Raw genomic sequence first — 23971 nt, forward strand, 5'->3', positions numbered from 1 at the left:
GAGCGATATGCAAAATAGGCTGATTTGTATTACGGGGCCAACGGCAAGCGGAAAGACCGCACTGTCGATTGCGCTTGCACAGCGCCTGCAAACTGAAATCATCTCCTCGGATTCCATGCAAATCTATCGAGAGATGGATATTGGAACAGCCAAGCCGACGGCGGCTGAGCAGGCAGCAGTACCGCATCACATGATTGATATTGTCGACCCGGGTGAACCGTTCTCAGTCGCTCGGTATGTCGAGCTGGCCGATCAGTGTGCACAGACGCTGTTGCAAGCGGGCAAAATCCCGCTCGTAGTCGGCGGTACGGGGTTATACCTGGACGCTTTGATTGAAGGCAGCGCATTTCCCGGAGATGAAACCGATCACTCAATCCGTGAGAAGTACGAGCGTATGGCACGGGAGCAGGGAAACGAAGCGGTACATGCCTGTTTGCAGCAGGTAGATCCTGTGGCAGCTGAGCGCCTGCATCCGAACAACCTCAAGCGTGTCATTCGGGCACTGGAAGTATTTGAGCAGACCGGGCTGACGCTTGATGCATTCAATCAGCAAAACAAACGACCGGAACCCAAGTATCAGGCGATTAAAATTGGCCTGTGTCCATCCGATCGAGAGATTTTGTATGCACGCATCAACCAGCGGGTCGATCAGATGCTCGAGGAAGGACTACTAGAAGAAGCCGAGCACCTGTTCCGGGAAGGAAAGCTGACTGGTACAGCAGCGCAGGCGATTGGCTATAAAGAACTGGCCGACTACTTTTCCGGAAATGGTTCGCTGGAGGAGTGCGTTGAGATTCTCAAGCGACGCACGTGCAATTATGCCAAGCGGCAGCTGACCTGGATCAAACGTGATCCAACGGTATTCTGGCTGACCTATGATGCGGGTGCGGATTTTGAACAGGTGCTTCAGCGTTCGACAGATTATCTTGCGCAGCAGGGTATACAATGATTCCATAATTTTATACAATTATGGAGGGAATATCTTGTGAAAAACGATATCAATTTGCAGGACGCTTTTTTGAATGTCGTCCGCCAGCAGGGCCAAGTGATTACGGTGATTTTGATGAACGGTTATCAGATGCGCGGTATTATTCGCGGTTTTGACAGCTTCATTGTAATCCTGGAGAGCGACGGCCGGCAGCAGATGGTTTATAAACACGCGATTTCGACGATGATTCCCAGTCAGCGAGTCGAATTTTATACTCGCCGGGAGGAGCGTGCGTCGAACTAGACAAGGAGACTCTGGTTGTGGGAAAACAATCTATCTGGAAACGGATTAAGCCCGCGAATGTGATGGTCGCAGTATTGACCGTGGTCGCTGTGGCTTATTTGATCGTGCAGTGCGTAAATTCCATGCAATCCAACATTGAGACGACGCCTGCGGTCTATGTGACGATGGATGAATCGATCTCGGCAGAGGGATGGTTTGTGCGCGATGAGACGGTGGCCGAGGGTACGTCAAGCAACTCGGTTAAGCACATCGTTTCAAACGGCGAAAAGGTACAGGATGCGGCGGCGCTTGCGATTGTGTATGAAGATGAGAGCATCATGGAAGCCAGCCGACGGATGGAAGAAATCGACAATGAGCTGAGCTTGCTCAATTCGGCGGTACAGTCGGTCGATAACTACACCAATGACAATACCAAGCTCGATCAGCAGATTACGCGAGAGATGCAGCAGTTGGCAGTCCGGGTGGACGACGGCATGTTGTCCGACGCTTATGAGACTGCAACAGAGCTGCGCAAGCTGGCGCTGCGCAGAAATGCATCTTCTCTGGATGTGGCATCCATCAAGTCGCAGATTGTTGCATTGGAGAATGAGAAAAGGCAGCTGACCGGACAAGCCTCCGGCCGCAGCAATACCATCAGCGCGCCGGCTTCGGGATATTTCTCCGAGGTAGTAGACGGCTATGAGGAGATTCTGACTCCGGAGAAGGTCAGAACCATGCAGCCGGAAACCTTCAAGCAGCTGACCGAGCAGAAGGTCACGGCACCGACCGGAAAGCTAGGTAAGGTCGTCAGTGGGTTTACGTGGGACTTTGCGACCGTCTTGAGCGAAGAGAATGCCGCACGCCTGTCGGTTGGACAAAAGGTAACGCTCAAGTTCTCGCAGATCTCAGCGAATGCCGATGCCGAAGTGGTAGCGATCAATTCCAGCAAAGAGAGCGGGGAAGCGCTCGTTGTTTTCCAAAGCCAGATCATGAACGGAGAACTGGTCTCCATTCGACAGCAGAAGGTCGATATTGTGGTGGCCACACATTCGGGACTGCGTGTTCCGGTTTCTGCGATCACGATGAATGACAAGGGCGAGACGGGTGTATTGATCCTGACCGGAAATACGGCTCGTTTTAAGTACATTGATGAAAAGAATTCGTACAAGGGTGAACAGTATTACATCGTTCCCAAGGGAACAACATACAAATACCTGCTCATGAATGACGAGATTGTCATTCATCCGAGCGGTTCGAATAATTTGAAGGTGATTTCATCATGATGACAGAGACAGAACGCAGTACATTGGAAGAACGCTTGCATGACGTACAGCAGCGGATTGCACAGGCAGCCCGTGCGGCTGGACGAGATCCGAAGGAGGTACTTCTGGTTGCGGCGACCAAAATGAACGACGCAGAGCGCGTGCAGGCCGCAATCCAGGCAGGACTTACGGCCTGCGGCGAAAACCGCGTGCAGGAGCTGTTAGAAAAATATGAGCAGGGTGCATATCAAGGTGCGGACTTGCAGTTTATCGGCACCCTGCAAAGCAATAAGGTAAAATATTTGCTTGGCAAGGTCTCGCTCATTCAGTCGGTTAGTTCGCTGAAACTGGCAGAATGTATTGCAAAAGAGGCAAAAAAGCGTAATATGTGCCAAGATATTTTACTGGAAGTCAATATTGGACGGGAAGAGGCGAAAAGCGGATTTCTGGTAGAGACACTGGATTCTTCGCTGGAAGCGCTTTCCAAATTCCCTGAAATTCACATCCGCGGATTGATGGCCATTCCACCGATTCCAACAGGCACAGACAAAAATTCGCGTTATTTTGCAGAAATGCGACAACTCTTTGTTGACATATCGGCAAAAAAATACGATAATGTATCTATGGACTATTTGTCTATGGGTATGACTGCTGACTTTGAAGAGGCGATTCGGTTCGGCGCAAATATCGTGCGCGTCGGTACGGCGATCTTTGGACGGCGGCCTTATCCAGTAGGCACCGGTCTGTCAAGGGAGATCCAATAAAAAAGAATTAAAGTTATCCACAAAGGAGTTTTGGAATATGGCATCGATCAAGGGTTTTCTCGATTGGGTAAAGGGCGAGGACATGGAAGAGAATTTCGACGATTTCACCCCCGTACAGCGTGAGGAAACGCTGGAGGACGATCAGCCCGCTGAGGAGTCCTCTTACAATAGCGCATCCACTTCGTCGGCTGCAGGCCGCCGCAACAATGTTGTAAACATCAACACCACGGCTCAGCTGGCAGTTGTTCTGGTTAAGCCCGACCGCTTCGAGAATGCTGCGGAGATCGCAGACCATCTCAAGGAGAAGCGTACGGTTGTACTCAATCTCGAGCAGACCAATAAGGATGTTGCCCGCCGCCTGGTAGACTTTTTGAGCGGTGTTGCATACGCACAGGAAGGTAAGATTAAGAAGGTCGCAAACAGCACGTTCATCATCACCCCCTATAACGTAGATATCCTGGGTGATCTGATTGATGAACTAGAGAACAACGGACTTTACATCTGATTGAAGGAATAGCGTGTTTAACTATTTTGTCATTTTGGTAATACAGCTCATCAGAATCTTTGAGTTTTTGATGTTTGCTCGGGCGATCTTTTCCTGGTTCCCGCAAGTGCGCGGCAGTAAGATCAGTGAGTTGCTGTATCTGGCAACCGAGCCGATCGTTATGCCGTTTCGTTCGCTTTTGGATCGCGTGGATGCGTTCCGCGGCATGATGTTTGACATCCCGTTTCTTTGCGGGTTCGTGTCGCTGATGATTGTGGAGCGTATCCTATACAGTCTGGTCATATAACAAAGTGAGGTGGCTGGGGGTACTCCGGCCATTTTGCCTTGCAGGAAACAGGTTCACTTCATGTATTTCGGAGGATAAAAACTATGCTGACGGTTCAGGAAATTCAGGCATTGACTTTTGAAAAAGCAATGTTCAACGGATATGACCCGAAATCTGTTGACGAGGTGATCGAGCAGATCACCGAAGACTATGCAGCAATGCAGAAGGAGAATGCCGCGCTCAAGGCCAAGATGAAGGTGCTGGTCGACAAGATCGATGAGTATCGTTCGGTTGAGGACGGTATGCGCCGTGCACTGGTTTCGGCACAGGGTATCGCACAGGAGACTCTGGATAAGGCCAAGCTGGAGGCACAGCAGATCATTGACGAGGCGAAAGAAAAGTACGAAGTACGCGTCAAGGAGCTCAAGGCTGAGATCGTAGCCGAGGAGCAGCGTCTGGAAATCGCCAAGAAGAATAACGCTGATTTTCTCAGCAAGATGACGGCTGTTTACGAGGCGCAGAAGAAGATTCTGGTTAAGCTCGCTGCTGCACCCGAGCTGCAGCCGGCAGAGCCGACTGTAGAGAGCGCAGAGGCTGCAATGCCGGTCGCTGAGGACGCAGCAGAGCCGGCTGTGACCGAGAATGCACCGCAGGCTGTTGAGGAAGCAGCTGCTCCGGCTGCTGCACCCGAGCAGGTTAAGGTTCCGCGCAATGAGGAGCTGCCTGAAGAGGTCAAGCAGTACGTCGAGCTTCAGAAGGAAAAGAAGTTTACGATTTCTGAAGTGAACCTTGCGTCGAGCAGACAGCATGGCGTCAACTCGGATACCCAGCGTCTGCATGAGCAGGCAACTGCACGATTCGATTTCGGCGAGCTGAAGTTCGGTGCGGACTACAAGCCCGAGAACGATTAAGAGAGAAACAAACGAAAGGACGGACACGGTACAATGCCGCAGGATTATAACGAGACAATCAATCTGCCCAAGACCGACTTTCCCATGCGGGCAAATCTGCCCAAGAGAGAGCCTGGCTTCCTGGCAGGTTGGGAGCAGGATAACAACGCGCTTTATCATGCGCTGATGAAGAAGAACGAGGGTAAGCCGCTTTTCGTGCTGCACGACGGCCCTCCGTATGCGAATGGTAATCTGCATATGGGTCATGCCCTCAATAAGGTACTCAAGGACTTCATCGTTCGATACAAGAACATGGCAGGTTTCTATGCCCCCTACGTACCCGGCTGGGATACGCACGGTCTGCCGATCGAGCGTCAGGCAATTCAGGCGTATGGCATGGATCGCGATAAGGTATCTGTATCGGAGTTCCGTCAGAAGTGTGAGGAGTTCGCTCGCAAGCACGTTAACACGCAGCGTGAGCAGTTTAAGCGTCTGGGCGTTATCGGCGATTGGGAGCATCCGTACCTGACACTGACCCATGACTTCGAGGCCAAGCAGATCGAAATCTTCGGCGAGATGGCCAAGAAGGGTTATATCTATAAGGGTCTGAAGCCGGTTTACTGGTGCCCGCATGACGAGACCGCACTGGCTGAGGCTGAGATTGAGTATCAGGACGAGCCCTGCTCTTCGATCTACGTTAAGTTCGCGGTAACCGACGATAAGGGTGTTATTGAAAAGGCAATCGGTACCAAGGAGAACGTCTACTTCGTAATTTGGACGACCACCACCTGGACGCTGCCCGGCAACCTTGCAATTTCGGTCAATCCGTTCTTTGAGTATGATCTGGTTAAGGTACCCAATGGCGAGATTTACGTTCTGGCGAAGGAACTGGTCAACAGTGTCATGCAGGCTGCTGGCATTGAGTCTTGGGAAGTTCTGGCGACTCTGCTGGGCTCTGACCTGGAAATGATGAAGACTCAGCATCCGATTATGGATCGTGAGTCTGTAATCATCACCGGCGAGCATGTTACGCTGGATGCAGGTACCGGCTGCGTTCATACCGCACCTGGCTTCGGTGCAGACGACTTCATTGTCTGCCAGAAGTATAATATTCCGATCATCGTTCCGGTTGATGGCAAGGGCTATGCAACCGAGGATGCCGGCAAGTATGCTGGTATGTATTACGAGAAGACCACCCCGATCATTCTGGATGACCTGCGTGCATGCAATGCACTGCTCGCAATCGAGGATATCGTTCATAGCTATCCGCATTGCTGGCGCTGCAAGAACCCGATCATCTTCCGTGCAACCGAGCAGTGGTTCTGCTCTGTCGATGCACTCAAGGATGACGCGGTCAAGGCTTGCCATGAGATCACTTGGCTGCCCGGCTGGGGCGAGGAGCGCATGACTTCCATGATTATGGAGCGCTCTGACTGGTGTATTTCCCGTCAGCGTATCTGGGGCGTTCCGATCCCGATCTTCTTCTGCAAGAAGTGTGGCAAGCCGTTGGTCAATGAGCAGACCATTAAGCTGGTATCCGATCTGTTCCGTGAGAAGGGTTCGAATGCTTGGTTTGAGATGGATACAAGCGAGATCCTGCCGTCCGACATTCATTGTGAGTGCGGCTGCGGCGAGTTCGATAAGGAAACCGATACCATGGACGTATGGTTCGACTCCGGTTCGAGCTGGGCAGCAGTCATCGAGCAGCGTGAAGGCCAGCCTATCCCGGTTGATGTATACCTTGAGGGTAACGACCAGTACCGCGGTTGGTTCCAGTCTTCTATGCTGACTGCGATTGCAACCAAGGGTATTGCTCCGTATAAGACGGTCATCACCCATGGTATGATCGTTGACGAGGAGCGTCAGAAGATGTCCAAGTCTCTTGGCAACGGCATCAGCCCGCAGGAGATTCTGGATCAGTATGGCGCTGATATCCTGCGTCTGTGGGTATCCTCGGCAGATTACCGTCAGGACATGCGCATTTCCAAGGAAATGTTCAAGCATCTGGCACAGAACTACCTCAAGATTCGTAACACCGCTCGTTACATTCTGGGTAACTTGGAAGGCTTCGATCCCAAGACCGATATGGTTGCATACAACGATCTGTGCGAGCTCGATCGTTGGGCACTGATGAAGCTGAATGATCTGGTTGCAAAGGTCATCAAGGGCTACGACGACTATGAGTTCCATGTCGTTCTCCATGCAATCCATAACTTCTGTGTCGTTGATATGTCCAACTTCTACCTGGATGTTATCAAGGATCGCCTGTACTGTGAGGAGAAGAATGGCGTACTGCGTCGTTCGGCTCAGACCGCAATGTACGAGATTCTGGATGCACTGGTACGCATGATTGCACCGATCCTGTGCTTCACCGCTGACGAGATCTGGCAGGCAATGCCGCATCGTGACGGCGATGACGCTGCAAACATTGTTCTCAATGCAATGCCTAAGGTAAATCCGGCATGGGCATTTGCAGAGGAAGCTTCCAGCAAGTGGGACAAGCTGATCGCACTGCGTGACGATGTCAACAAGGCACTGGAAGAGGCTCGTAAGAACAAGGTAATCGGTAAGCCGCTGGAGGCATGGGTCACTGTCTATGCCGACGATGAGACGGCAGCTCTGCTGGAGACCGTACCGGCTGATGAGCTGGCTGCACTGTGCATCGTTTCCAAGCTGCGTGTCATCCGTGGAAACGGCGAGGGCATGCAGGGCGAGAACCTGCCGGTTCAGATTGCAATCGAGCGCGCTTCGGGCGACAAGTGCGAGCGCTGCTGGATGTATGTCGATTCGATCGGCCAGGATTCCAAGCATCCGACGCTGTGTGCACGCTGCGCCGCGGTTGTAGGCGAATAAAATATTGAAAATAAAAGGACAGGCAGCAATGTCTGTCCTTTTTTAAGGAGTTTTGTTATGATCATTGCGATCGTGATTATTTTAATGGTTTTGCTCGATCAGCTGGTAAAATACTGGGCACTGGTAAAGTTGTCTGCAATCGGAACAATCCCGCTGATTGACGGTGTATTTCACCTGACCTATGTCGAAAATCGAGGTGCAGCATTCGGTATTCTGCAAGATCAGCGTTGGCTGTTTCTGGTGATGACACCGATCATTCTGGCTGTACTGGCTTATGTGCTGCATAAGAAGTACATTCGCACCAAGCTTGGCCGCGTGTCGGTTTATCTTATTGCAGCCGGTGCGGTGGGCAATCTGATTGACCGTGCATGGCATGGATTCGTGGTTGATCTGTTTGACTTCCGTCTGATTCATTTTCCCGTGTTCAACGTGGCCGATATCTATGTCGTCATTGGCGTAGCACTGTTTTTCTATTATTACCTGATTCAGCACGATAAGGCGGTGCCGCATGAATGAGCAGATTTTTGCCGTTTTGCCCGAACAGGAAGGCAAGCGTATCGACGCATTTGTCTGCGAGCAGCTTGACGGTATTACGCGCAGCATGGTGCAGAACTGGATTGAACAGGGTCACGTAACACTGGCTTCCGGAAAGGCAGTCAAGAAAAATTATAAGGTTAGTGCAGGCGATGAAGTGATCGTACAGGTGCCAGAGCCGCAGTCTGTGGAGATTGAACCGGAAAACATCCCGATTGATATTGTTTATGAAGATGAAGACATCATTGTTGTCAATAAAGCACGCGGCATGGTGGTTCATCCGGCTGTGGGAAATTGGAATGGTACGCTGGTCAATGCACTAATGTATCACTGCGGTGACCGGCTGTCAGGTATTAACGGAGAAATTCGTCCGGGCATTGTGCACCGTATCGATAAGGATACCAGCGGTTTGCTTGTGGTAGCAAAAAATGATCTAGCGCATCAGTCATTAGCTGAGCAGATTGCCTGCCATTCTGCCGCACGAGAGTATCAGGCGATTGTGGTAGGCGCACCGCGTGAAGATCAGGGAACGATCGATCAGCCAATCGGTCGACATAAAATTGACCGTAAAAAAATGGCCATTCTACCGGATGGACGACATGCGGTGACACATTATCAGGTTCTGAAACGTTTTCGGGGATATAGCCTGTTGGCATTTCAGCTAGAAACCGGACGTACACATCAGATTCGTGTGCACATGGCATCCATCGGTCATCCGATTATTGGAGATCCGCTGTATGGTTTGAAAAAGGATCGGTTCAGTAACTTGGACGGACAATGTCTGCATGCTTGGCGCTTGTCTCTCGATCATCCGAGAACAGGGGAACGTATGGTGTTCGAAGCGCCCCTGCCGGAGTATTTTACAGCAATTTTGAATAAAATGGTGCAGGAAAATGGGTAAATTTGACGGAATTGTATTGTTAAGTGATATGGATGGTACGCTTTTGGACGATCAAAAGCAGATTTCCGAAGAGAATCAGCGCGCAATCGATCGATTTGAGCGAGAAGGCGGCTGTTTTTGCATTGCAACAGGTCGTCCACCGATGACAACAGTCGATTTTGAGGAGCTTCTTCCGGCGGATGCGCCTAGAGTATACTTAAATGGTGCATTTGTTCGAGATGGAGCGGGGAAGACGTTGGCGGCGCTGCCGTTAAATGATGAGATTTGGACGTTAATTGACCGTATTGAGCAGGAATTTCCGATGGTTGGCTGTGAATTGTTCGCATCTGAGCAGATTTATCTGCATCGTTCCAGTCCAGAGTCGATGCGGCATCAGCAGATGGCGAGCTGTGAATTTACAGATTTTGCGCAGTATAGTCCTGGAGAACCGCTGTATAAGGCGAATTTCACCGGACAGCCTGAGATTTTAGCACAGGTACGTGAGACGTGCGCGGATTTACTTGCACAGTATGAGGCTGCATCGTCAACACCAATTTTTCTGGAAGTGACAGAAAAGCGTGCAAGTAAGGGTGAAGCATTGCGTACGATCAAACGAGAGCTGCATGCAAAACGAGCGTATGCAATTGGCGACAGCGGAAATGATTTGTCAATGCTGCTGGCAGCAGATTTTAGCTTTGCGCCGGAAAATGCAGATGCAGATATTTTAGAGATTGTGTCACAAGTCGTGCGCAGAAATACACAGCACGCAATTGCGCATGCGATTGAAGTGATTGAACAGCAGTTATAGCGTGTAGCACATGAAAAAATCAGCACCGGAGATTGGGAGGTGCTGATTTTTTGAGATATTATTAACTATACAAAATAAAGATTTTGTATAGTTGAGAGTAGGGACTTCTCCGGCATTCTGGAAATTTCTATGTACATGTACGTTTTTATTTCTTCAGGGATTCATGCGATCATTTTTATAGTTTCTTAGTAAATTCATGTTTGTGATTGCAGATCAGATCGTCTTAGATATTTTGTCCATCTCAAAATTTCATTTCAAAAACAAAATCTTGATTGATTTTAAATTTGTATTTTGCCAATCTATTTGTATTTACATATATTTACCCATATTGCAGCTGTGTTTGTCAAACGAAAATGTGAGCAAAAGGGCTCCAAAAAAGTGAGCACCTTCAGCACCAGATTTCATGTCGTTAGCAATGTTTTTCCCAAGTACCAAATGCTCACCTTTTGAGTACCCGGAAAGATGAGGGTCTTTTGCAAGAGTGAGTGCCCTGGGGGCCTAATGCTCACATCGGTCCCCCGGAGGCCAAACGCTCGCATCGGTGCCCAAAGCCCTTTTGCACTAATTTTGAGTACCCTAAGTGTATGCCCTCTGGCGGTTTAGGGACTGGGTAAGCCGGTAGCTTTCCCCAGAGAAAATCACAATATGGCTGTGGTGGATAAGCCGGTCAACGAGCGCCGCAGTCAGGCGGTTGTCCCCAAAGACAGTGTTCCACTGAGAGAACTCCAGGTTTGAAGTAATAATCAGGCTCTTGCGCTCGTAGCAATCGGAAATCACTTGGAACAGCAGTTCAGCGGCGTCCTTGTGCAGAGGGACGAAACCAATCTCGTCAATCACAACAAGCTCTACCTTTTTCAGCGTACCCAGGTAGTTGTTCAAGGTTCCCTTGGTGTTCTTTTCCAGCAGTATGTTTGCCAACTCAGCCGCAGTAAAGAAACGGACACGCCGCCCCTCCTGGCAGGCTTTCAAAGCAATAGCCGTAGCCAGATGGGTCTTTCCCGTCCCAACGCTCCCCATAAAAATCAGGTTTTCTTTTGGGGCAAGGAACTGGAGGTCGGTCATGTATTCCTGTGGCAAGCCGCCAGGAAGTTCAATGGCGGAGTTCCACACAAAATCATCCAGTGTCTTCATCACCCGGAAACCAGCCGTCTTTACCATGCGGTTAATCCGGTTGGTTTCTCGTTCCTGCAATTCCAGTGTCAAGAGATCGGTCACATACTGCTCGGTATTTTCGTAGGGGACGCTCCGCCAGCCTTTCGCCATGCCGCCCAGCTTCACTTGCCGCATGAGCTGTTCAATCTGTTCAGCCATGAGCCTCACCTCCCATCAGGCCATCATAGGCTGAGAGGTTTGGATTGTAGTTCAGCAATGGGGCTCCGGAGAGTTTAAGCGGATCTGGGCGGTACTCCTTCTTGGCAATCATGTAATAACACTGCCGCAGGCTGTCCACATCGGCCCGGCCATTGGCGGCTGCCATTTCCAGAGCATCATCACAGAACTCAGAGTTTCCGTCAGCAACGATTTCGCTGAGAAGTTGCAGGGCGCTCTTCCGCTCTTTTCCCTTGGTGGAAGCAAGATAATCCTGCCACCGTTGCGGCATTTGGTGGAAGAAACGGGTATGCTCAATCGCTCCTGGCTTTTTGCAGAGGGTGGACACATACTGCGTCCAGTCGTAGACCTCATCATTGGTCTTGTAGCTTCTGGGAAAGCGTCCAACCGGTCTGTGGTCGTGGTAAAACTCTACATGGTCATAGAAGATTTTGGCCTGTACTTTTTCGCCGGCCAGCATGGGAGATAGCCCGTATTTATTCGTCTCAATCGTTGCAAAGCCTGTTTTACTCACGGTAAGCGTCGTGTAGCGGAACACAGAGAAGGGATACTGCGGCAGCTCTAAAAGTGCCGCCTTGTCCTCTTCCCAAAGTTCCCGGATGGGAACCTTGTGCTTGTAGTGGAGCCGGTCAGCGTCCTTTTCGCACCACTCCAAGAGCTGTTCATTAAATTCCTCAAACGAGGTAATGACTGGGACCGGGACAAACGCATTGCGGCGGCTGTAACCAACCTTGTTCTCTACATTGCCTTTTTCGTTGCCGGAAGCCGGATTGCAAAAATCAGCTTGGAAACGGTAGTGGAGCATAAAGCGGGTAAAGCCGTCCGTAAGGACACGCTCACCATCTTTTAGTACCTGAGCAACCGCCGTGGTCATGTTGTCAAACCGCAGCCTGGGAGGGACGCCGCCAATGTGCTCAAAAATCCGCTTCATGCCTTCCAGCAGGCACTCTTGGTTTTGAGACGGGAACGCTTGCGTTACTCCGTTGTTAGAGCCGGGGAATGAGATCGTCAGCGCATAGAACGGAAAGCGTTCTCCGGTAGCGGCCCATTCGCCTTCCGCAAGGCCAAAGTCCACCTGTCCCCAGCCTTTGGGGTGCTCCAGAGGGAGATAACCGGCACTCAGAGTTTTCATGACATATTTTTTCTTGCGGACATACTTCTTCACGGTGGAATAGCAGCCAGTAAACCCATGCTCATCACACAAGCGGTGGTAAATCCGCATTACTGTATGGCGCTGTTTCCTGGGGGCCTTTCGGTCCTCCTCCAGCCATTTATCAATGATGGGGATGAAGTCTTGCAGCACCGGATAGCTCTGTGGCTCAATATCCGGCAGATTGTCCTCGCTCCAGTTTTCCTGGTAGGCGTACTTGCGGACAGTCTCAAAGCTGTGGCCGGTTATGCGGCATATTTCCCGCAAACTTGCCTCTTCATTTTCGTAGAGGTCTTTGATATACTTGATTTGAGCCATTCGTAACACCTTTCTGCTACCCCCTTATGGTTATCCCACCTAAAGGGTAGCGTTTATTTCAGGTGCTGACAATGGCTCTTTTTATTTGCCATTGGGGTGCTCACTTTTTGAGTACCATTTGCTACATTTTCATTTTACCGAAAACACATATTGCAGCCATTTTGAAATTAAAATCCCCTGATTTCAGCTTGATTTTGAGAGTTTTCTGCATAAACACATATAAAAAGCCGCCTGCACTTTGCAAGCGGCTTTTCGGGTATAAATTTGAACAATGACTTAATTAGTGGTTGCCGGATGATGTACACTCAGACGCTTTTCCTTAATAAATACGCTCAAGCGCTTGTAAACCAGCATGGTAATGGTGGTCAGGATAATGCCCTTGATCATGGTGAACGGGAAAACACCCAGGAACAAATATGCGTTCATGCCATCAATGGCCGGGTTTACACTCTTGCACAGATCAAAGATCATATCCAGGTTCCAGCCCATACCCTTTACGTAGAACGGCAGAATGATTAGCTTGTTGGTAATCATTGCAACGATCGACATAACAACGGTACCAACTGCACAACCAACAAATGCGCCCTTGCGAGAGGTATGGAGACGATAGAACGTAACAGCGATTACAATCAGCGTACAAGTCAGCAGAAAATCCTGCAGCTCACCAGTGCCGGCCGTCTGGGTCTGCGTTACATGAATGAGATCCTTAATTGCAGCCATCGCGATGCCGGGGCCAACGCCAAAAATAAAAGCACCAATCAAAATCACTGCACCGCTCAGATCAATTTTGAGGAACGGCGGCATAAACGGCAACGGAAATTCGAAATACATCAGAACCGTTGCGATTGCTGCAAACACGGCCGTGTACGTGATTTTCATGGTTTTTGTCATTTTGGTTGACATAAGAATACAGCTCCTTCTTTCCTACCGTCCTGTTGAGGAAATAGAACAACCCCGAGGAAACAAATCAAATTGCTCCAAGGGGCTTAAAAAGTAGGCATAGAAAAGCAAGTATGCTTTGTGCTATGTCACCTGTTTCTTTCATCCGGACTTTAACCGTCGGTTGGGATTCTCACCCATCATGCCATAAGGCTCGCAGACTTACAGTACAGAAACTGATTCACTGCCGGTGGAGACTTTCACTCCGCCCTGAAACAGAACGATCTTTAATTTCTGATATCATTATACTATATCGAGATGGATTGTCAAGCGTCTAGCCTTACTTTTTTCTGATTTCTTCGACAAGCGCAGCTAGTTCATCGCGATTGGAAATCACATTGAGAAATTCGATCAATGCATTAGCAGAAAGTGTAGTGGGAAGCCCAAGTTCACGCAGGACTTGCGTGCGCAGTTTCTCACTGCCCGGTTGACCGGACAATCCAAGTGCATAGAGATCGGCTTTCTTGATCGGAGAGATTGCGCGCTGAGCATGCTCAGTACACTTCCCTGTCTCTTCCCCACTTGTATCATCTAAGATCGTGGCACCTGCACGCCGCAGCGCTTCGCGCAGTACATCGGGCTTCATACCCTCGACGCCGAGCTTCCCTTCTTTGGATGCTGTGCGCTTGCGCGGTTCCTTGCCGAAGATCTCCGGAATATAAGCATGCTTAACCTGAGATGCTGGAATGGAACCTTTCAGATAGTTTCGGATGACCAAGCCAGCACCATCACTATCGGTCAGAATGAGCAGCCCGCGTTTTTTTGACAGTTGACGGAACATCGACAGGCGCTCTTTGTCAGAAAAAATGCGAAAGCCACCGGTTTCAAGCACGATGGTATCGACCAGCTGCTTGACCGTGTTTACATCATATCGACCTTCAACGATAATTGCTTCTTTAATGCGAATCATGAGCGCTCCAATCCGGCTGCCATTTCCAATAAGGCAAGCTCAATCAGTTTTTGTTTGTCTGCCGCACTGCTTTTGAGTGCAGCATCGGTCTGACCACACAGTAAGACCGATTGCCGCAGCCAACTTTCGGGCAGCTTGTGCGCAGCGGAACGAATGCGCTTTGCATAGTACGGAGAGGCAGAGCCCAAAAGGCTGAGCAGCTCCTTTTCACTTCCCCGCGCAGATTCGTTCAGTTTGGCGGCATATAGACGCTGCATGTGACGTGCAATCGTGGAAAAAATGACGACCTCAGGATTTTTCTGCGCAAGTAAGTCATTGACCAGAGCGATTGCCTTGTCAAAGCGACGCTCTGTGATTGCATCACTCAGGTCGAATACAACTGCATCGAGTACCTTGGTGCATACCGTGTCAATATGATATCGTTTAATCATGCCCGTGGTGCAAAATGCCGCGGCCTTTTCGATTTCCGTGATCAAATTGGTCATGGAAGTGCCGCACAGGAAAATGAGATATCGTGCGGTATCATCATCAATGCCGCGATCGAGCGCGCGGAAGCGTCTGCGAATCCAGTCTACCAGCTGTCGTTCGTCCAAGTGTTCAAAGGATACGAACGTACCTGCTTTGGATAGCACCTGATGGATTTTCAGGCGTTTGTCCGGTTTACATTCGATGACATCATAGTGGAAGATCAGACAAATGTATTCGGGCAGATCAGCGAGCAGCGAGGGCAGAAATTCACTGAAGGCCGCAGGCATTTTGTAGAGATCAAAGTCATGGACGATGACCAATTTGCGTTCGGCCATAGCAGGATAGCTCTCGATCGCATCGCGTAGCTGATCGGGAGACATCGATTTCCCGTCAAATTCAAATAGATTAAACTCTGCAAACGGACTGTCCCCGATGATTGACTTTTTGCACTCACCCAGATAATGCATACGCAGATAACTCTCCTCACCGGAGAAAATATACAGTCTGCCAAGCTCACCTGTCTTTAACGATTGCTTGAGTGCAGAAAATCCATTTTCTTCTTGCTTTTTCGCCATAATATTTCTCCTTAGAGATGAGGAATTTTCCAGGTCAGATCTCCGACTAGATTGGTGGAACGGACAGGAATGTCAAATAAAGTGTCGGATGCACCGTATCCGGTTGAGAGAATGATTTCGGTGGGCTGAAGTTGATTCAGTGCACGCTGTAAATAGTCTTGCTTTTCGAACGAATTGTCCAAGACAACCCGGTCACTTTGTAGAGGCGTGGATGTTAACAGTGCATCGAGCATATTTTGCGTCATGCTATGCAGCGTCAGTAGTTCAAAATCTCCGTCCATAAGACGAACGCCGAGCTTTCGATCTACTCCGCCGATCAAAGTTGTCTGTGCAATTCCGGGAAGCGGGTATGCACTCTCCCCTGCCTTTTCCCAGACTGTTAAGGTGATGCCAGTCTGTTCAGCGGCTTGTGTGAGTGCAGTCAGCGTCTCACTTTCTTTCACATGATTGGGTAGGATGCAATGTGAAACCGGAATTTCGGTCAGAACCTGTGCGATGTTGCGGGCATGGGCTTTGTCCACGGCAGTCAGAATGACCGAGTCCAGTTCAGAGAAACCATACCAGTTCATTGTCTCACGCAATATTGCCATGCCGTCCTGATTGGAAGCACAGCCACAGTCGATTAAAGACATCGAGTTAAACCCGTCGATCACCGAAATCATCTGTCCGTCTCCAACTGCATGCAGCGTCACACGTGTGGTGTTGCTGTGGAGATAGTAAGCATATCCGGTCGTTGCGATGAGAAAGCAGCAGCAAAGCGGAATGCTGATTTTGGGATAGACATAGTGACGTGCAAGAATCAGTACAATGAGCAGTAGGATGGAAAGAACAGCGAGTCGACCGCTGGTTTCCTCCCAATACAGAATGCCCCAGTGCTGCGTGCCAAGTGTCTGCGCACACCAAAAGACATAGTCAATCAGGGGCACTAAAACATGCACCAGCACACCAGTTAAAAATGGGAAGAGACAGAAAAATACGCCCAAGCCGAAAATGATACTGATGATACCTAAAATCATCAGGTTTGCCGGAATGGATAACAGCGTGATATAGCCAAAGGTACTAACCAGAATGGGTGTCGTAAATAACATTGCACACAGCGAGCAGCTAACTGCAGCGCCAAAGGCGTGTGCAAACTTCTTGCCGATATGACCGGGAATAAGAACATAAAGCTTTCCAAACAGGGTATGCTCCAGACGACCGGCATAACGTAGGATGCCGAAAGTGGATAAAAAGGACAGTTCCAGACTGAGACTGAACAGCGCGTAGGGATTGATACAGAGTAAAACCAGAAGAGCTGCACCCAAGGAAGTCTGTCCATCGCTTTCTCGTCCAAAGAGAAAAGCGATACCGGAGAGTGTCGCCATGATTCCTGCGCGGATGATGGAGGGCGAAGCACCCGCCATAGGGATGAAAAACAGGATGGCGATAAAGGAAACCAGAACGCCGATCTTGCGGCTGAAGAGTCGATAGATCAGACCCACCAGAAACATCAGATGCAGACCGGATACAGCGATAATGTGGCTGAGACCTACCTTCTGTAAGTTCTGCTGGTCTAAAGGATCTAAATAGTTGCGATTACCCAGCAAAAGCGCATAGAGAAAGCCGCCTTCGCGTTCGGGTAAATGCTCCATGATATAGCTGCCAAACTGTCGCGCGAGGGCTTGCGGGCGATAGAAAAGCGGCGTTTCCTGGGCCTTTTCCACTTCAAAGAGTGCGGCTTCTTTGGTTTCTTTGTCCTTCAAATAGGAAAAGGAAAGAAAATTGCCGTTTGCCATCTGATAGCGCTGTCGGTCAAATCCCTGGCGGACGGTCGGCTGGTAAAAGGTCACCAGCACTTGTACCCGATCGCCGAGAGAAAGAGGCTCTTCGGTCAAAGGTAGATAACCGATGGCGGAAAACGATTGCCCAGGATAGGAAGAAAGTCCAACCGAATCACAGGATACCTTCACCTCGACACGCTGATTTTGGTCGTAAATATTAGGATCGGCGCGTACTTCGGCTTGCATCACCATCGTGCGCTCACATAACGCATCCAGCGGTGCGACCATAACCGTATGATACGCTGCGGTATAAATTCCGCCTGCGGCAAGACCAGTCAGAATACAGATGACTATGGGCTTACCGAAATACCGTGCCAGATAAATGCCATAGACGGCTAACAAAAGAATCAGCGGACTGTGCTTTACTAGCACAGGTGCATATTCGGTGAATTGCAGTACCAGAAAGAGCGCGGCAGCAAATGCCAGGGCGAAATAAAATAGATAGCGACGCATATCCCCGATCCTCCCTGCGTGCATAGGAAAAGAAGTGGCGGCATTGCTGCACGCCACTTCAACATTCCATTTCTAACAGCCGGAATTAGCCCGGAGGCCAGGTCATATCACGGCCGGAGAGCACATGAAAGTGCAGATGGAAGACCGATTGTCCCGCCTGCTCGCCGATATTCGACACGACACGGTAGCTTTCCAGACCCAGATCCTTGGTAATCTGTGCGATCACAGAAAAGATGTGACCGACAACCGCCTGATTTTCCGGGGTAACCTCGGAAACCGAAGCGATATGCGCCTTGGGAATCACGAGAAAATGGGTCGGAGCCTGGGGATCGATGTCATAGAATGCGTAGCACAGGTCATCTTCGTAGACCTTTTTGGACGGGATCTCCCCTGCTGCGATTTTACAGAACAGACAATCCATAAGAACCCTCCTTTTTAGAGATATGGAACAGACTGATTTAGGACAGCTGTGCCTCTACAATGTTGTTGACAGCTTCCAGAGCTTCTTCCAGCTTGGAAACATCCTTACCACCAGCAGTTGCGTTGTCGGGACGACCGCCGCCGCCGCCGTTACACATCTTAGCGACTTCCTTGATGATCTTGCCAGCGTGTGCGCCAGCCTTGACAGCCTCTGCGCCGCAGACACATACGAAGTTGATCTTGCCGCCCTCTACAACGGTCGACAGGACAGCAACCATCTTCGGAGCCTTCTCCTTGATCTGGTCGCCCATGACACGCAGCATATCCGGGGTTACATCCTCGAGCTTGGCAGCGATGACGTTGACGCCCTTGACATCGCGGGACAGGTTAAACAGATCGATCATCTGCATGTTCGCAACCTTTGCGCTCAGCTTTTCGACTTTCTTGTTGGTGTCACGGATTTCCTCGAGCAGCTGCTCAACCTTGCCCAGCAGATCGTGCGGGGTGGTCTTCAGCGCCTTGGCAGTATCCAGAATCAGGGTCTGCTTTTCCTGCAGGAAGTTCAGAACGCCCTTACCGGTCAGTGCTTCGATACGGCGAACGCCGGCAGCAACCGAGCTCTCCGAGATGATCTTGAACATACCAGCCTGAGCAGTGTTGGTCAGATGGGTACCGCCGCACAGCTCGATGGAGAAGTCACCAGCCTGTACAACGCGAACGGTAGAGCCATACTTCTCGCCAAACAGTGCCATTGCGCCGCGCTTCTTCGCTTCATCGATGGGCATTTCCTCGGTGATAACCGGATAAGCGGCAAAGATTGCATCGTTGACGATATCCTCGATCTTGACCAGCTCTTCCTGCGTAACAGCTGCAAAGTGGGTGAAGTCGAAACGAACGTGGTCAGCATCGGTGTAAGAGCCAGCCTGCTCAACATGAGTACCCAGTACCATGCGCAGAGCCTTCTGCAGCAGATGGGTTGCAGTGTGCGAACGCGCGATTGCCTGACGGCGTGCGGTATCGATGGCAGCGTCTACCAGATCGTCAACGGCAATGACACCAGACTCTACGACACCGATGTGCATGAACTTACCGTCCTTGGTCTTCTGTACGTCGGAGATGCGAACAACCAGACCCTTGTCATTGGTCAGCAGACCGTGGTCGGCAACCTGACCGCCCATTTCAGCGTAGAACGGAGTGTGGTCGAGTACGACGGTAACCTGATCGCCGGTTGCAGCCGAGCCGGAAACCTCACCGTTGGCAACGATTGCCAGAACAGTTGCCTGCTCGTCCATGATGGTGTAGCCGTCGAAACGGGTCTTGATGGACTTGTCCAGACCCAGATTCTCCGAAGCCCAGCCGAGGTCACCCATCTTCTTGCGGTCTTCACGTGCACGCTCGCGCTGCTCGTTCATCAGTGCGTCAAAGCCTGCGCGGTCGGTGGTCATGCCCTGCTCTTCCAGAATTTCCAGCGTCAGGTCGATCGGGAAGCCGTAGGTATCGTACAGCTTGAAGGCATCCGAAGCCGGCAGCTCGGTCTTGCCCTCTGCCTTAACTGCGGCTACCATATCGCCCAGAATGGACAGACCGCTGTCGATGGTTGCATCAAAGCGAGCCTCTTCCATCTCGATAACCTTGTGAATGTAGTCGCTCTTCTGTGCGAGTTCAGGATAGTGACCTTCGTTCTCTGCGATGACCGTATCCAGAACCTCAGACAGGAAGGGACGGTTGATGCCCAGCAGCTTGCCATGACGCGCTGCACGGCGCAGCAGACGGCGCAGGACGTAGCCACGGCCTTCGTTCGAAGGAATGACACCGTCGCAGACCATCATAGCGGTCGAACGGATATGGTCGGTGATGACGCGCAGCGAGATGTCGATCTTCTCATCCTTGTGATACTCGACACCAGCGATGCGCTCGATGTGCTTCATGATGTTGCGGACGGTATCAACCTCGAACAGCGAGCCAACGCCCTGTACAACACAAGCCAGACGCTCCAGACCCATACCGGTATCGATGTTCTTCTGCTTGAGCTCGGTGTAGTTGCCGTGGCCGTCGTTGTTGAACTGGGAGAATACGTTGTTCCAGACTTCCATGTAGCGGTCGCAGTCACAGCCAACGGTGCAGTCGGGCTTGTGGCAGCCATACTCTTCGCCGCGATCGTAGTAGATCTCAGAGCACGGGCCGCACGGACCAGAGCCATGCTCCCAGAAGTTGTCGGCCTTGCCAAAGCGGAAAATGCGCTCAGCGGGGATACCGATTTCCTTGTTCCAGATTTCAAATGCCTCATCGTCATCGACATAGATGGACGGATAGAGACGATCGGGGTCGATGCCAACCCACTCAGGAGAGGTCAGGAATTCCCAGCTCCAGTGAATGGCTTCACGCTTGAAGTAGTCACCGAAGGAGAAGTTACCCAGCATCTCGAAGTAGGTGCCGTGACGTGCGGTCTTGCCGACGTTCTCGATGTCGCCGGTACGAATGCACTTCTGGCAGGTGGTGACACGATGACGCGGGGGCTCCTGCTCACCGGTGAAGTAGGGCTTCATCGGTGCCATACCGGAATTGATGAGCAGCAGGGACGCATCGTTCTGCGGGATCAGCGAAAAGCTGGGCAGACGCAGATGACCCTTGCTCTCGAAGAATGAGAGATACATCTCACGAAGCTCGTTTAAGCCTCTGTACTGCATGTTTGGTTTCCTCCAATGTAAAATTAAAATAAGCAAAATGGATTTTTGTAGACACAGCGGAAAAAGAAACAGCTTCCGCCCCGGTTTAGGGGCGAAAGCTGTAAAACTTCCACGGTACCACCCTAATTGCCATAATCATGGCGTCTCAGGCTTCCCTTAACGCGGGAATTACGTTCCGGTCATCCCGGAAAGCTCCGAACTGGCTGTCAAAACCGCTGGCCGAAGGGCTTCCACCGTCCCCTTCTCTCTAAAGACTGCGTGTCTGACTGGGTTCATCATCGCATACAGACGATATTACATAACTATTTTAACACATTCTGCCCGATTGTCAATCAATTCTTGCGCTCGTGACGCAAGATTGCAAACGGTTCGACGGTGAACGGGAACTTCAGATGGAAGCGCATTTCGGGATGGTGTACGACTTCGAGTGCATTGCCCTCGTCGTCGGTTACCTGATCGACAGTAAAGACATAGGGTTCCTTACCCGGCTGAATCAGTTCCAGCGTATCACCGGGATAGAAACGGTTTTTGAGGGTAAAGACCGCTTCCCCGTTGTCTTTCACCTCGGCCAAAAGGCCGGTGACCTCCCAGTCGCGGATGTACTGGCTGTCCTCGTAGTACTGGCCATTTTCCTCGCTGCCGAAATAGAAACCGGTGTAATAGTTGCGGTGGCTGACCTTACCGATCTCCTCATGGATATCACGCGGCAGGACAAAACCATCCGGATTTGCACAGTAAGCATCTACCGCACGGCGATATGCCGAGGTGATGCCAGCGGCATAGTATGCGGTCTTGTTGCGTCCTTCGATCTTGAAGGAATCCACGCCAGCCTGTACCAGCTCGGGAATATGCTCAATCATGCACAGATCCTTAGAGTTGTACAGATAGGTGCCGCGATCGTCCTCGACAACCGGGAAATATTCACCCGGACGTTTCTCTTCGACCAGAGAGTACTTCCAGCGGCAGGGCTGCGCACATGCGCCATGGTTTGCGTCGCGGCCGGTCATGTACTGAGAGATCAGGCAGCGGCCGGAGTACGAAATGCACATCGCACCGTGTACAAAAGCCTCGATCTCGAGTGTCTTGGGGGTCTTGGCACGGATTTCTGCGATTTCTGGGAGCGAAAGCTCACGCGCCAGAACGATGCGCTCAGCACCCTGGTCAGCCCAGAAGTTCGCAGCTTCATAGTTTAAAATGCTGGTCTGGGTGCTGATATGCAGCGGAACCTTGGGGGCATACTTTTTCGCCAGCGATACGACACTGACATCAGCTGCGATGATTGCATCCGCGCCGCAGTCCTGCAGCAGTGCCAGATAATCGGGCAGCGCTGCAAGATCGTCATTGGACGGGATGATGTTTACGGTGATATAGCACTTAACGCCGTGCGCATGCGCATAGGCAATGCCGGTACGCAGCTCGTCGGCACTGAAGTTTGCCGCAGCCGCACGCATACCGAAGGACTGACCGGCCATATAAACTGCGTCCGCACCGTATGCGATGGCATATTTCATTTTTTCAAAGTCACCAGCGGGTGACAGAATTTCAGGTTTTTTCAAGATATTGTCTCCATAGATGTTTTATTCATTGTTTGCTTCGGCCCAAGCCTCTTCAGCACGCTCACGGTTGCGATTGTGCTCGCTGTTGGTCTCGGCGAAGAGATGGGTACCATCAGGCATCGCGACATAGTAATAATAGTCGTGGTCGTCCGGATGGGTTGCAGCATACAGCGCATTATAGCCAGGATTACAGATCGGTCCGGGCGGCAGACCCTTGTTGGTATACAGGTTGTAGGGGCTGTCCAGCTTGAGGTCTTCCTCGGTCAGCGGATTGTTGTGACCGACGGCATATTGCAGCGACGCGTCAATCTGTAAATAGGGATATTCTTCGCTGTTGTTGAGTCGGTTGTGAATGACGCCGGAAATTTTGGAAAATTCATCCGCTTCCTTGGCTTCTCGTTCGATCAGAGACGCAATGACGACAACTTCATGCGTGGTCAGACCGAGTTCCTTCGCGCCTTCTTCGATCTGCTCGTCATACTTCGTATCGAAGTTGTTGAGCATGACGTTCAGCACTTCATAAATCGGCTGTTTGCTGTCCTGCACGAACTCGTAGGTGTCCGGGAACAGATATCCTTCCAGCCAGTTTTCCCTGGGTGGCTGCTCGTCCTTGAGGAAATCGTGCTTAAAGGCGTAATTGTTCAGCGCATCGTCCAGAAGAGCCTCAGAGGTCACGTTGTTGTCAAGCAGCGTCTGACGAATTTGGGCGATGGTGTAGCCCTCGGGGATGGTGACCTTTACTGTGGTGGTGGACGTGGTCTCGGTCAGAGCGCTGACGATCTGATCGTAGTCCATCGTCGGGTTGAGCGTATACACACCAGCAGAAATGATGACATCTCCATCACCCTGGAGCGAATTGAACAGACGGAAGAACGTGCCGTAATTGACAACACCGCTTTGGTCAAGCTGCTGGCTGATACCGCTGACGGTGGTATCTTCTGCAACAACGAAAGAGATATCCTGATCGTCTTTGACCAGAGCAAGCGCGTCGTTTGCGGCGAAGATCAGCACAACAGACAGACAAACCGATATGCCGAAAATCACAATAAAATAAAGCGAAGCCAGTGCGCAACCGGTTTTTGATTTTTTGCGACGCGGTGTGCGGTACGCGTGCGTTTCGTTTTCGAATAGATCGTCTGCCTGCGAGCGGGAGCCGCGGCGCGTCGATCGAGATTCCGTATTCAGGCTGCGCCGCATACTGTTGTGCGTCGGCACCTGATCGGAAAACAGATCGGCATCTTTTCTGCGGTAAGGTCTGCGTGCAGAATCCACAGAATCACGCGTACGGCGGGAAGCATTGCTGGTAGCCCTGGAACGCGGCTTGTTTTCCGAATGCTTGGGGGTATAGCGATGATTTTCCATGATAATACCTCGT

At 50.9% G+C, this 23971-nt stretch carries 21 protein-coding genes and 1 riboswitch; of the genes, 11 read left to right on the forward strand and 10 right to left on the reverse strand.

Features of this window, described 5'->3' with window-relative positions; genetic code table 11:
• Nucleotides 1-7 precede the first annotated feature (7 nt).
• The 11 genes from miaA (at nt 8) to B5D52_RS05455 (ending at nt 9971) form a co-directional block, all read left to right on the forward strand.
• Nucleotides 8-949 carry a tRNA (adenosine(37)-N6)-dimethylallyltransferase MiaA gene (gene miaA / locus B5D52_RS05405; RefSeq protein WP_016146590.1) on the forward strand — a complete coding sequence of 314 codons (942 nt, stop codon included), beginning with the start codon at nt 8-10 and terminating at the stop codon, nt 947-949.
• A 36-nt stretch (nt 950-985) separates the two neighbouring features.
• Entirely contained in the window at nt 986-1231 is a 246-nt protein-coding gene (gene hfq / locus B5D52_RS05410; protein ID WP_016146591.1) for an RNA chaperone Hfq, read from the forward strand.
• Between the two features lie 17 nt (nt 1232-1248).
• The gene (locus tag B5D52_RS05415) at nt 1249-2493 is read left to right on the forward strand and encodes a biotin/lipoyl attachment domain-containing protein (RefSeq protein WP_016146592.1); all 1245 of its coding nucleotides are present in this window, start codon (nt 1249-1251) and stop codon (nt 2491-2493) included.
• Complete coding sequence (locus B5D52_RS05420; RefSeq protein ID WP_016146593.1) at nt 2493-3236, forward strand: YggS family pyridoxal phosphate-dependent enzyme; 744 nt, start codon at nt 2493-2495, stop codon at nt 3234-3236. Before B5D52_RS05415 ends, B5D52_RS05420 begins: the two co-directional genes overlap by 1 nt.
• 37 nt (nt 3237-3273) lie before the next feature.
• Entirely contained in the window at nt 3274-3741 is a 468-nt protein-coding gene (locus B5D52_RS05425) for a cell division protein SepF (RefSeq protein WP_016146594.1), read from the forward strand.
• Between the two features lie 13 nt (nt 3742-3754).
• Nucleotides 3755-4027, forward strand: a complete 273-nt coding sequence (locus tag B5D52_RS05430) for a YggT family protein (RefSeq protein WP_016146595.1) — start codon at nt 3755-3757, stop codon at nt 4025-4027.
• Between the two features lie 83 nt (nt 4028-4110).
• Nucleotides 4111-4917, forward strand: a complete 807-nt coding sequence (locus B5D52_RS05435) for a DivIVA domain-containing protein (protein ID WP_016146596.1) — start codon at nt 4111-4113, stop codon at nt 4915-4917.
• Between the two features lie 33 nt (nt 4918-4950).
• Nucleotides 4951-7749: an isoleucine--tRNA ligase gene (gene ileS / locus B5D52_RS05440; RefSeq protein ID WP_016146597.1), complete on the forward strand. Its 2799-nt coding sequence runs from the start codon at nt 4951-4953 to the stop codon at nt 7747-7749.
• A 57-nt stretch (nt 7750-7806) separates the two neighbouring features.
• Nucleotides 7807-8265, forward strand: coding sequence for a signal peptidase II (gene lspA / locus B5D52_RS05445; protein WP_016146598.1), 459 nt, complete (start codon nt 7807-7809; stop codon nt 8263-8265).
• A complete protein-coding gene (locus tag B5D52_RS05450; RefSeq protein WP_016146599.1) occupies nt 8258-9184 on the forward strand; it encodes an RluA family pseudouridine synthase in 927 nt (308 codons plus the stop codon). The genes lspA and B5D52_RS05450 overlap by 8 nt, the downstream gene beginning before the upstream one ends.
• Nucleotides 9177-9971, forward strand: a complete 795-nt coding sequence (locus B5D52_RS05455; RefSeq protein WP_016146600.1) for a Cof-type HAD-IIB family hydrolase — start codon at nt 9177-9179, stop codon at nt 9969-9971. Before B5D52_RS05450 ends, B5D52_RS05455 begins: the two co-directional genes overlap by 8 nt.
• 576 nt (nt 9972-10547) lie before the next feature.
• On the opposite strand, the gene istB is transcribed toward B5D52_RS05455, so the two are convergent.
• The 10 genes from istB to mltG form a co-directional block, all read right to left on the reverse strand.
• Nucleotides 10548-11282 (reverse strand): IS21-like element helper ATPase IstB, encoded by a 735-nt coding sequence (gene istB / locus B5D52_RS05460; RefSeq protein WP_016146601.1) that lies wholly within the window; start codon nt 11280-11282, stop codon nt 10548-10550.
• Complete coding sequence (gene istA, locus B5D52_RS05465; protein WP_016146602.1) at nt 11275-12768, reverse strand: IS21 family transposase; 1494 nt, start codon at nt 12766-12768, stop codon at nt 11275-11277. Before istA ends, istB begins: the two co-directional genes overlap by 8 nt.
• A gap of 276 nt (nt 12769-13044) precedes the next feature.
• Nucleotides 13045-13671 (reverse strand): ECF transporter S component, encoded by a 627-nt coding sequence (locus B5D52_RS05470; RefSeq protein ID WP_016146603.1) that lies wholly within the window; start codon nt 13669-13671, stop codon nt 13045-13047.
• 126 nt (nt 13672-13797) lie between these two features.
• Nucleotides 13798-13929, reverse strand: a riboswitch (FMN riboswitch).
• Nucleotides 13930-13987: 58 nt separating this feature from the next.
• Nucleotides 13988-14617, reverse strand: a complete 630-nt coding sequence (locus tag B5D52_RS05475; protein ID WP_016146604.1) for a ribonuclease M5 — start codon at nt 14615-14617, stop codon at nt 13988-13990.
• Nucleotides 14614-15660, reverse strand: a complete 1047-nt coding sequence (holA, locus tag B5D52_RS05480; RefSeq protein WP_016146605.1) for a DNA polymerase III subunit delta — start codon at nt 15658-15660, stop codon at nt 14614-14616. Before holA ends, B5D52_RS05475 begins: the two co-directional genes overlap by 4 nt.
• Before the next feature lie 11 nt (nt 15661-15671).
• Nucleotides 15672-17933: a ComEC/Rec2 family competence protein gene (locus B5D52_RS05485; protein WP_016146606.1), complete on the reverse strand. Its 2262-nt coding sequence runs from the start codon at nt 17931-17933 to the stop codon at nt 15672-15674.
• 85 nt (nt 17934-18018) lie between these two features.
• Nucleotides 18019-18354 (reverse strand): histidine triad nucleotide-binding protein, encoded by a 336-nt coding sequence (locus tag B5D52_RS05490; protein ID WP_016146607.1) that lies wholly within the window; start codon nt 18352-18354, stop codon nt 18019-18021.
• A gap of 37 nt (nt 18355-18391) precedes the next feature.
• Complete coding sequence (gene alaS, locus B5D52_RS05495; RefSeq protein WP_016146608.1) at nt 18392-21040, reverse strand: alanine--tRNA ligase; 2649 nt, start codon at nt 21038-21040, stop codon at nt 18392-18394.
• Between the two features lie 332 nt (nt 21041-21372).
• Nucleotides 21373-22596, reverse strand: a complete 1224-nt coding sequence (locus B5D52_RS05500) for a peptidase U32 family protein (protein WP_016146609.1) — start codon at nt 22594-22596, stop codon at nt 21373-21375.
• A 21-nt stretch (nt 22597-22617) separates the two neighbouring features.
• Complete coding sequence (gene mltG, locus B5D52_RS05505; RefSeq protein WP_016146610.1) at nt 22618-23958, reverse strand: endolytic transglycosylase MltG; 1341 nt, start codon at nt 23956-23958, stop codon at nt 22618-22620.
• Nucleotides 23959-23971 lie beyond the last annotated feature (13 nt).

It is taken from the genome of Butyricicoccus pullicaecorum DSM 23266 (assembly GCF_900167005.1).
GTDB classification, from domain to species: domain Bacteria; phylum Bacillota; class Clostridia; order Oscillospirales; family Butyricicoccaceae; genus Butyricicoccus; species Butyricicoccus pullicaecorum.